Below are 9,891 nucleotides of genomic sequence, written 5' to 3'. Positions count from 1 at the left end.
GGCGTCACCTCACGATGCTCTTGCGGACGCGCGGGTCAAGCACCGCCAGCAACACGTCCGTCAGGAAATTGAGCGTCACGATGGACGCGGTGAGAAGGAAGATGATGGCACCGGCCAATTGCTGGTCGTTCGACCGCGCCAGTGCCTCGATCAATAGCGACCCAGCTTCCGTCAGCGTCAGGATCAGCGCCACAATGGGCAATTCGTTAAAGATACGGTTGAGGTCAAAGCCAAGGCTGTTGACGATCGGCCCCAGCGCGTGACGTGCCGGATAGTTCCATAGCAGTTTGCGCCCGTGTACCCCCCGCGCCGAAGCGGCGGTGACATAAAGCTTGCCGATCTCGTCGGACATCAACGCGCGCACTGTCTGCAAAGCAAAAGCGGTGGCCGACCAGCCGAGGATGAAAATGGGCAACCATGCGTTGCTCAGAAGGTCCAGCACCCGATCCACGCTCCATGGTGCGTCCCTGTATTCGGCGGAAAAAAGCCCCGTCAACGTGTCCCCGAAGTAGACGGTCGAGAACAACATGATCATCAGCGCGAGCAGGAAGTTCGGCATCGCAAGGCCTAGATAGCTGAACAGGCGCAGCGAGTTGTTCAGGATCGCATTGTCAGACGCAGCAGCAATGATGCCGACAGGCAAGGCGATTGAATAGGCCAACAGCAGCGACGCAAGACACAGCCCCAGCGAGATCCAGAACTTGTCACCAAGCAGCTGGGCGATATCCACGCGCAGGATACAGCTGTCGCCGAATTCGCCTTGGAATGCATTGACGATCCATTTTCCCCAGCGTTCGAGGAAGGGGCGGTCTAGACCAAGACGGATGCGTTCGTTCTCGATATCGGCGGCGGAAATCCCGGACCCTTGGGTGTTCTTGAAGGCGAGGTATCGCTCCGCGCAATCGCCCGGCACCAGCTCCATGAGCGAGAACACGACCAGTGACACAATGATCAACGTGATCATCGCAAGCACGGCGCGTGTCACCACAAAGCGCGCAAAATTCAACATGAAGCATGCCCCTGCATGGCGTCTGCGCCCCCGGTTGATCCGGTGTGTCGGTCAGACTGCCGTCGTTCTTGAGAAAGGATGCGGGCGACATGGGCCGCCCGCATCAAGATCAACCGACCTTATTCGTCCAGCCACCACTGTGTCGCGCGGTACGGATAGGTCCGGTAGTATTCATAGGACCATGTCTTGAACTCGGTGAAGTTCTTGAGGTTCTTGCTGGCATAGATCGGTTCCGGCGCCTTCACCGTACCGATCATGACCAGGTTGCTCACGAAGTTCTCGACCAGACCTGCGCCCAACTCGTTGGATGCGTCAGTACCCGGCACTGCCGACTGGAACGCGTCGATATCGGCAGCCAGTTTCTTGGCCCATTCCGGCGGCTCAACGCCAGACGCGCCATTCGTGTCGAGCCATTCCGCCCAAAGCATCCCGGTGCGGTGTTCGAAATACGTTCCGAACGGCGGACGGAAGAAGCTGTTGAGGCCAAGGTGAATCGCCAGTGGTGCACCGTACTGCCACAGACCCACATCAAGATTGTTGGAGGATTGTGCAGAGCGATATTCATCCGGCGTCACTTCCTTGACCTGCGTCTGGACGCCCACATCGGCCCAGTTCTGACCAACGAGTTCCACAACCGCACCGGCGATGCCTTGCGTCGAGAATTGCATGTTCAGAGTGATCTTCTCGCCATTCGGCAACTCGCGGAAGCCGTCACCATCGGTGTCGACCATGCCGATCTCGTCCAGCAGCGCCTTGGCGGTGTCCGGATCGAACTCGGCCTTGTAGCTTTCCCAGCTCGGATCAACGAAATCCGGTGCCGGGTTGAACGGCGCGATCTGGCTCGGTGTACCCTGACCGAAATACGCAATTTCGTTCAGCTCGTCGCGGTTGATGGCGATCGACATGGCTTCGCGGAAGCGGATGTCGTTGTAGAGCGCGCGCTTGGCTTCGTCTTCGATGGTGAAGTTGAAGCTGAACGCCGGCATGCCGACCGTCGGCTTGAGCTGGATCGAGTAGTTGCCCTTCTCCTGGTTTTCCAGAAGCAGCGGCGCGGATTCAAGACGCACGGACTGCGATTTGTAATCCACTTCGCCGTTCACCAGCTTGAGGATCCGCACTTCGTTGTCGTTGATGTACAGCTCGTCCTGCGTCGAGATGTAGGGAAGCTGCTGACCGGTCGTGTCGACCTGGTGGAAATAGGGGTTCGCAACCAGTTTCCGGCCTTCTGTCGTGTCGGTGATGTAGATGTGCGATTCCAGCGTCGGCACGGTCGCCTTAGGCAGGCCGTCAACGATGTCGGCACGCGACAGCATCGGCGACGGTGTGTCCGTCCAGTCCGAGTTTCCGTAGTAGGCAAGGATCGCGTCGTAGCCATTCTCAAAGCCCAGCGACTGCGCATAGCTGTCGGCGTCCGGGTTGATGTCCGGGTGGAACTGGCCAAGGAAATGCTTGGGCTGGAAGCCCTGCGCATAAGATGTCGCGAAGTGGGTCAGCAGACCGGGCTTCGGCGCGGGCAGATTGAAGATCACCGTCACATCGTCCGGCGTGTCGACCGTCATGGTCGCTCCACCAACGGTGACGTAGTCGCGCACCTGCTCGAAGATATTGGTGTCGAGCATGATGTTGTCATGCCAGAACTTCACGTCCGCCGAGGTAAACGGCGCGCCATCAGACCACTTGTGGCCTTCGCGCAGCGTGAATGTCAGCTGGGTGTAATCGTCGTTCCAGGACCACGACTTGGCGATGTTCGGAACGATGGTCTGAAGATCATCGGAATAGCGTACGAGGTTGACGTGACGCACCGACAGGAAGTCGGATGTGCCCGCTTCTGTCGCGTTGGACAAAGCGTTCAGTTCGCCACCGTACTGACCGATGCTGTCATAGGGAACGACAACCAGAGGTTCCGACGGAAGGCGCTCTGCCAGCGGCGGCAGGTCCGGGTTGCCCTTGATCTGAGCGTTCAACGCTTCGATTTCCGGGTTCGCCTTGAACTCCATGGAGCAGCCCGCCGCTTCCTGAAAAGCGCTCAGTTCGTATTGCTGCGGGAATTCACCGGCGGCGACACCCATAGGGTCTGCGACTGTGACTGCCGGACAGTTGGCATAGGCCGCTGCCGGCAGGGCAATCAAGGCCACGCCTGAAAGTAGAAGTCGTTTCATTTTCTCTCCTGTTGGTTCCAAGTGGTGACGGGGGCTGTTCCCCCTTTTTCCCGGTACATGCGGTGTCCGGTCATTTCGGGCTTCCGTAGATCGCGCGGCGGATCGGCAGATGCTTGCGCGGTCGGATCAGAACTTTGGCGCTACGCCTCCTTCTCGTGGTCAACCCGGTCGAAACAGCCGGGCTTTATATCTCTGGCAACCATGACATATGCGTGACAGGGCCAGATCGTTGGAAATCATGAGGCCACTTTCACGCCGTCATCCGTAATCAGCGTTCTCGAAAACGTACCGTCAGTGTTAACCATTCGATGGCAAAGCATATCCTGCATCAAATCAAGCATTGTCTGCACATGTGCCGAATTTTTTGCCAGATTCCGACTTTCGATGCCGTTGGAAGCATCCAACAGGATCGGCGGAAGCGCCCCGGCGAATTGTACGAATCGCATTGGACCGCGACGCAGCACGGCAAGATTCGCGGCGTCTATCGACAGGCCATGGTCCGTCTGCCAAAGCGTCGGAGAGATCGGATCGCCAAAGTCCAACTCGGACACCGTCACCTTTCGCCAATCCTTCGGGGTCGCTCCGTCCAGAAAGGGCATCAGGCTTTTTCCGTCCATGGAATGGGGGATGTCCAAACCGAGGCAATCAAGAATTGTCGGGGTGACATCAATGGATTCGGTCGGCTCTGTCACCGTAATCCCACGCACAGCAGCGTGCGGCTGCCGGATGATCAGCGGGACATGGAACGCGGCATCGTGAAAGGTCAACTTGCCCCACAACCCGTAATCGCCAAGCATCTCGCCATGATCGGCAGTCAGTACGATCAGCGTGTCGTCATACTGCCCGCTCTGCTTCAGCCAGTCGATCAACCGCCCGATGTGATGATCCACCTCCGTCGCCAGTCCGAAATAGAGCTTGCGGATCATCCGCGTTGTCGCATCCGAAGCCTTAAGGTCCGGGAAGCCGATCACCGTGGAGGCCACATTGGCCTTGCGCCGCGCCGTTGCCACGTACGGGTGCCAATCCGGGTCATCTGTCGCTTTGGCAGGCGGCATGTCGGCCGCATCGTACATATCGTTATAGGGCGCTGGCGCCACAAATGGCGGGTGCGGCCGGATATAGGTCACAAGCCCGAACCACCCTTGCGGGCGCTGACCCAAATCCTCGATCACGCGGTCCGTCAGATAAGCTGTATCGCTATGCTCGGCAGCATAAAGTGCAGGCGAATCCGGTGTATCGCCTCTAGGGCGGTACATGTCAGGATAGGCAGGCACATCATACCCATGCGCGCGCAGATGGTCTTCCCAAGCGCTGGAATCTCCTTCCAGCCGCATGCGCACGATCTCGTTGAATCCGGGAGCAAGCTCTTCGTAGGAAAAGAGGCGCGGATCGTCCGGTGGCAGGAACCGGGGGTCCTGCGAAGTGTCGGTGTAGCCGAACAGCAGCGGATCAAACCCGGCGTCTCGTGTGACCGTCGCAAGGTTGGGAACGTCCCGCTTGAGCGGCGTGCCATTGCGCGTGGCCCCGTGGTTTGACGCATACTGCGCCGTCAAGAGCGACACCCGCGACGGCCCACAGGGCGACGTCACAGAGTAGTGGTTGCGGAAGGACACCGCGTCGGATGCAAGCGCGCGAATGTTCGGAAGATCGAGCGATGACTTAAGTGCACCAAACACGCAGTCCGCGCGCAATTGGTCGATCACGATGAACAGCGTATTCGGCGTTTTTTTTGACACGGCATTTCCCAGGCTGGCCCCGATCATGCCGAGCGACGGCCATATGTAAAGACAAGTGAATTGTATAGGCCCATAGGTACAGCCTATAGATCGAAGTTTCAGCCCCCGGAGTTCAGGGACTTTTGCACCGCTTTCACGAAACCCCGGATCAAAGGCACATCACGGCGGGCAGACAGGGTGACCAGCGATTCCGACATGCCGATGTCCACATCCTCGAACGGAATGGCTTTCAGCCGCCGATCATGTCCGAACTCCGCTTCGCTGATGAACCCGATCCCGGCCCCAGAAGCCACCACCTCGCGCATCGCTTCACGTCCCTCGACCTCGATCGAAGGGGTCAAAGCCAGCTTCAGCCGGTCCGCCTCTTCCTCGACCTGTGCCCGCGTCCGAGACCCGATTTCGCGGTAGATCAAAGGATGTCGGACCAGATCGCGGAACTTCAGTTTACGGGTGCCCTGTGGCAGATACCCCTTGGCCACAAGCGCCAGGATCGGCGTGCGCCCAAGGTCGATACTGTCCAGATCCGGCGCGGAAATCGAATTGCCCACGACGCCGATCTCTGCCTCATAATTCCGCAATCTGCGCAGCAAATCCTCGGTATTTCCCGTGCGGATGGTGACAAAGACATCCGGGCTGGCCTCTCTGAACCGGCGCACCGCATCTGTGATGTGCATGGCGGAATCCGCCATGATCCGAAGATGCCCAGACAAGGCGGTCCGACTCTCGTCGAACAAGGAACTGATCCTCTCTTCGACCTCGAACATTTCGCTCGTCAGACGGAACAGCGCCTCACCGGCATCGGTCATCCGCACCTGTCGCGCCTCCCGCGTGAACAGAAGAACATCATGCCGCTGCTCAAGCTGGCGCACCTGATCCGACACAGACGGCTGCGAAATGTTGAGCGCGCGTGCGGCGCGGGAAAACCCCCCATGCAGGGCGACATGGTGAAACGCACGTAACTGGCTGTAGCGCATCCGGTCTCCGGGCTTTGTGAAACTGTCATAACCTTAACCTATCAATCAATAGAGAACAAAGATTTTACATATGCCTGACCAAACCGCATATCCAAGACCAGATCAGCTTTGGAACCACGCCATGTCTGCCACACCGCTGCCTGCCCCGGAACTCGGGGAACCCTACCTTCTGACCCCCGGCCCGCTCACCACGGCCTATTCTGTGAAACAGGCGATGCTCAAGGATTGGGGCAGTTGGGACGATGATTTCCGCGCAATGACCCGTGCTGTCAGGTCCCGTCTTCTGGCACTGATCGGCGACGGTAAAGACTCCTACGACTGCGTGCCGATTTAAGGGTCGGGCAGTTATTGCGTTGAAGCGATGCTGGGCAGCTTTGTTCCCCGTGATGGCAAGGTGCTGGTGCTGGCCAACGGCGCATACGGCCTGCGCGCCGCGCAAACGCTGGGCTATCTCGGTCGTGCCTGCCACCTGCTCGACAAGGGCGACTATCTACCACCGCGCGGAGACGAGGTTGCAGCCATCCTCGCCAATGATCCGGCCATCACCCATGTGCTGGCGATCCATTGCGAAACCTCCAGCGGTATTCAGAACCCGGTCGAAGAGATTGCCGAAGCAACCAAAGCCGCAGGGCGCAAGCTCCTGATCGACAGCATGTCAGCCTTCGGTGCTCTGCCGCTCGACCCGGTCAAACTCAACTGCACCGCCTTTGTGTCGTCGGCCAACAAATGTATCGAAGGTGTCCCCGGTTTCGGCTTTGTCATCGCCCGCAAGGACGAGATCGAGGCGTCGAAAGGCAACTCCCATTCCCTGTCGCTCGACGTACATGCACAATGGGCGACGATGGAGAAAACCGGCCAGTGGCGCTTTACGCCCCCGACCCATGTGGTTGCGGCCTTCCTCAAGGCGCTCGACCTGCACGAGGCCGAAGGCGGTGTGCCCGCCCGTGGCGCACGCTACACCCGCAACCGCGATGTGATGGTGCAGGGCATGCGTGATCTGGGGTTCGAGACCCTGCTCGCCGACCGCTGGCTCAGCCCGATCATCGTGACCTTCTTCTGCCCTGCCGATCCGAACTTTACCTTTCAAGGCTTTTATGACGCCATGAAAGCACGTGGGTTCATCATCTATCCCGGCAAGCTGACCGTCGTGGACAGCTTCCGCATCGGGGTGATCGGGCAGATGGACGAACACGTGATGCGCCGCGTGGTGGACGCCGCCCGCGACGCCCTGACCGACATGAACGTAAGCAGCGCGACCCCGCCCGCCGCCGCTTTGGAAGAACGCAAGAAACTCGCCGCCTGAAGGAAGAGATATGCCGATTAAGAACCCCGTGGTCGCCAATGACCGCACTTACCCCGCGCCCAAGACCTGCGCGATTGCGATCTGTCTGGATGGCTGCGAACCCGAATACCTTGAAGTGGCCATCGCCGAAGGGCTGATGCCGACGCTCAAGCGCATCCGCGAAACCGGGACAGACCGGCTGGCTCATTCGGTGATCCCCTCCTTCACCAACCCCAACAACATGAGCATCGCGACGGGCCGTCCGCCTGCGGTGCACGGCATCTGCGGCAACTTCCTTTACGAGCCGGAAACCGGCCAGGAAGTGATGATGAACGACGTCCGCTTTCTGCGCGCGCCCACCGTGTTCTCCAAGTTCTACGAAGCAGGTGCGCGGGTCGCCGTTGTCACCGCCAAGGACAAACTGCGTGCGTTGCTCGGCGCTGGCCTCAAATTCGACGAAGACCGCGCCATCGCGTTTTCGTCCGAACGCTCGGGTGACACGACCAAAGCGGAACATGGCATCGATAAGGCGTCCGACTGGCTTGGTATGCCGGTGCCCGAAGTATACTCCGCTGACCTGTCGGAATTCGTCTTCGCCGCTGGCGTAAAGCTGCTGAAAGAGTGGAAACCGGACGTGATGTACCTCTCCACAACCGACTACATCCAGCACAAGTTCGCCCCTGATGAACAGGGTGCCAAAGACTTCTACGCGATGTTCGACCGCTACCTGACAGAGCTTGACGCCATGGGTGCCGCCATCGTCGTCACCGCCGACCACGGCATGAAGCCCAAGCATGACGCCAACGGCGACCCGGCGGTGATCTACGTTCAGGATCTGCTCGACGAATGGCTGGGCGAGGCGGCCGCTCGCGTGATCCTGCCGATCACAGACCCTTACGTCGTGCACCACGGCGCGCTGGGGTCGTTTGCCACCGCCTACCTGCCTTCGGGCGCAGATCAGGCTGACATCATCGCCCGCCTGCGCGCTTTGCCGGAGATGCTCGAAGTTGTGGACAAGGCCACAGCGGTCCAGAAATACGAACTCCCCGCAGATCGCATCGGCGACATCGTCATGATCTCGACCGAGAACATGACCATCGGCACCAGCGCCTACCGCCACGACCTTGCCGCGCTCAAGGAACCGCTGCGCAGCCATGGCGGGCTGACCGAACAGGAAGTGCCGTTCATCGTGAACCGGGTCATCGACCTGCCCAACGCACCGACCCTGCGCAACTTCGATGCGTTTTTCTACGCAACCACCGCCGCCGCGCTCGAAGAGGTGCCCGCATGACCGAAATCCGTCACGAACAGATGCGCATCGGTGGGGAAAAGGTCGACACCGAGGCGCGGCTTGAGGTGCGTTATCCCTACACCGACGAGGTGATCGGCACCGTCCCCATGGGCACCGCCGAACACGCCCGCCGCGCGTTCGAGATTGCCGCGAACTACAAACCGAAGCTCACCCGCTACGAGCGCAGCCAGATCCTGCAACGCGCCGGGCAACTGATCGGCGAACGCCGCGACTACCTTGCCAAATGGCTGACGCTGGAATTGGGCATCTGCCACCAGCACTCGATCTACGAGACCAAACGCGCGCAGGACGTCTACCAATTCGCCGCCGCCGAGGCGCTCAAGGACGATGGCGAGATTTTCTCTTGCGACCTCACCCACAACGGCAAGGCGCGCAAGATCTTCACCATGCGCGAACCCGTCCGCGCCATCAGCGCGATCACCCCGTTCAACCACCCGCTGAACATGGTCAGCCACAAGATCGCGCCGTCGATTGCCACCAACAACTGCATGGTGTGCAAGCCGACGGAGTTGACTCCACTCACGGCGCTGACCTTGGCCGATATTCTCTACGAAGCAGGCCTGCCGCCCGAAATGTTCCAGGTGGTCACTGGTATGCCAGCCGATATCGGCGACGAGATGGTGACGAACCCTAATATCGACATCATCACCTTCACCGGCGGTGTTCCTGTCGGCAAACTCATCGCCTCCAAAGCGGGCTACAAGCGCACAGCACTGGAACTCGGCGGCAATGATCCCCTGATCGTCTGCAACGACCTGAGCGATGCCGATCTCGACAAGGCCGCGACCATTGCCGTCGCGGGGGCCACTGGCAACTCAGGCCAGCGCTGCACCGCGATCAAGCGCATTCTCTTGCAGGAAAGCGTTGCCGACAAATTCGTGCCGCTGGTGGTTGAGAAAGCCAAGAAGATCAAATTCGGCGATCCGCAGGATCCGGAAACTGAGCTCGGCTGCGTGATCCATGCCCAGGCCGCCGAACTCTTTGAAAAGCGCGTCTACATGGCCGTCGACCAAGGTGCCAAGGTGCTCTACGATCCCGGTCGAAAAGGCGCACTCCTACCCCCCATCGTCGTTGATCATGTGCCTCATGACAGCGAACTGGTGATGGAGGAAACCTTCGGCCCGATCATCCCAATCGTCCGCGTCCCCGACAACGACGAAGAGGTCATGCGCATCTCCAACAGCACCGATTTCGGCCTGTCCTCGGGTGTTTGCACGAACGACCTGAACCGCGCGATTGCCTATATCAACGGTCTGAACGTCGGCACCTGCAACATCTGGGAACAGCCGGGCTACCGGATCGAGATGTCCCCCTTCGGCGGCATCAAGGACAGCGGCAATGGCGTAAAGGAAGGCGTGATCGAGGCGATGAAGTTCTTCACCAACGTCAAAACCTACTCCCTGCCCTGGCCCTGACGCA

Annotated in this window: 7 protein-coding genes and 1 pseudogene; 4 read left to right on the top strand and 4 right to left on the bottom strand. The window is 59.6% G+C overall.

Annotation, left to right across the window (positions count from 1 at the left end):
- Positions 1–4: 4 nt before the first annotated feature.
- From ACMVPR_RS18325 to ACMVPR_RS18310, 4 genes are all read right to left on the bottom strand, one after another.
- On the bottom strand, positions 5–1,009 hold the full coding sequence (locus ACMVPR_RS18325; protein ID WP_292269316.1) for an ABC transporter permease: 1,005 nt from the start codon (positions 1,007–1,009) through the stop codon (positions 5–7).
- 119 nt (positions 1,010–1,128) lie between these two features.
- On the bottom strand, positions 1,129–3,168 hold the full coding sequence (locus ACMVPR_RS18320) for an ABC transporter substrate-binding protein (RefSeq protein ID WP_416884039.1): 2,040 nt from the start codon (positions 3,166–3,168) through the stop codon (positions 1,129–1,131).
- A gap of 236 nt (positions 3,169–3,404) precedes the next feature.
- Positions 3,405–4,904 carry a sulfatase-like hydrolase/transferase gene (locus ACMVPR_RS18315; RefSeq protein ID WP_416884038.1) on the bottom strand — a complete coding sequence of 500 codons (1,500 nt, stop codon included), beginning with the start codon at positions 4,902–4,904 and terminating at the stop codon, positions 3,405–3,407.
- 98 nt (positions 4,905–5,002) lie between these two features.
- Positions 5,003–5,878, bottom strand: coding sequence for a LysR substrate-binding domain-containing protein (locus ACMVPR_RS18310; RefSeq protein WP_416884037.1), 876 nt, complete (start codon positions 5,876–5,878; stop codon positions 5,003–5,005).
- Positions 5,879–5,999: 121 nt separating this feature from the next.
- On the opposite strand from ACMVPR_RS18310, the gene ACMVPR_RS18305 reads away from it, so the two are divergent.
- The 4 genes and pseudogenes from ACMVPR_RS18305 to phnY all read left to right on the top strand — a co-directional run bounded on the left by ACMVPR_RS18305 (position 6,000) and on the right by phnY (position 9,887).
- Entirely contained in the window at positions 6,000–6,212 is a 213-nt protein-coding gene (locus ACMVPR_RS18305) for a hypothetical protein (protein WP_416884036.1), read from the top strand.
- Positions 6,213–6,224: 12 nt separating this feature from the next.
- A pseudogene (locus ACMVPR_RS18300) lies at positions 6,225–7,181 on the top strand (2-aminoethylphosphonate--pyruvate transaminase); the annotation flags it as partial.
- A 10-nt stretch (positions 7,182–7,191) separates the two neighbouring features.
- Positions 7,192–8,451, top strand: a complete 1,260-nt coding sequence (gene phnA / locus ACMVPR_RS18295; RefSeq protein ID WP_416884035.1) for a phosphonoacetate hydrolase — start codon at positions 7,192–7,194, stop codon at positions 8,449–8,451.
- Entirely contained in the window at positions 8,448–9,887 is a 1,440-nt protein-coding gene (phnY, locus tag ACMVPR_RS18290; RefSeq protein ID WP_416884034.1) for a phosphonoacetaldehyde dehydrogenase, read from the top strand. The genes phnA and phnY overlap by 4 nt, the downstream gene beginning before the upstream one ends.
- Positions 9,888–9,891: the final 4 nt, after the last annotated feature.

Origin of the sequence: Marivita sp., from assembly GCF_048006345.1 — a bacterium.
Taxonomy (GTDB): domain Bacteria; phylum Pseudomonadota; class Alphaproteobacteria; order Rhodobacterales; family Rhodobacteraceae; genus Marivita.
This window is presented reverse-complemented; position numbering and strand designations above follow the sequence as displayed.

Coding starts and splice junctions, on each gene's coding strand:
- ACMVPR_RS18320 (WP_416884039.1), bottom strand. CDS start 3,168: ATGAAACGACTTCTACTTTCAGGCGTGGCCTTGATTGCCCTGCCGGCA.
- phnA (WP_416884035.1), top strand. CDS start 7,192: ATGCCGATTAAGAACCCCGTGGTCGCCAATGACCGCACTTACCCCGCG.
- phnY (WP_416884034.1), top strand. CDS start 8,448: ATGACCGAAATCCGTCACGAACAGATGCGCATCGGTGGGGAAAAGGTC.
- ACMVPR_RS18325 (WP_292269316.1), bottom strand. CDS start 1,009: ATGTTGAATTTTGCGCGCTTTGTGGTGACACGCGCCGTGCTTGCGATG.
- ACMVPR_RS18305 (WP_416884036.1), top strand. CDS start 6,000: ATGTCTGCCACACCGCTGCCTGCCCCGGAACTCGGGGAACCCTACCTT.
- ACMVPR_RS18310 (WP_416884037.1), bottom strand. CDS start 5,878: ATGCGCTACAGCCAGTTACGTGCGTTTCACCATGTCGCCCTGCATGGG.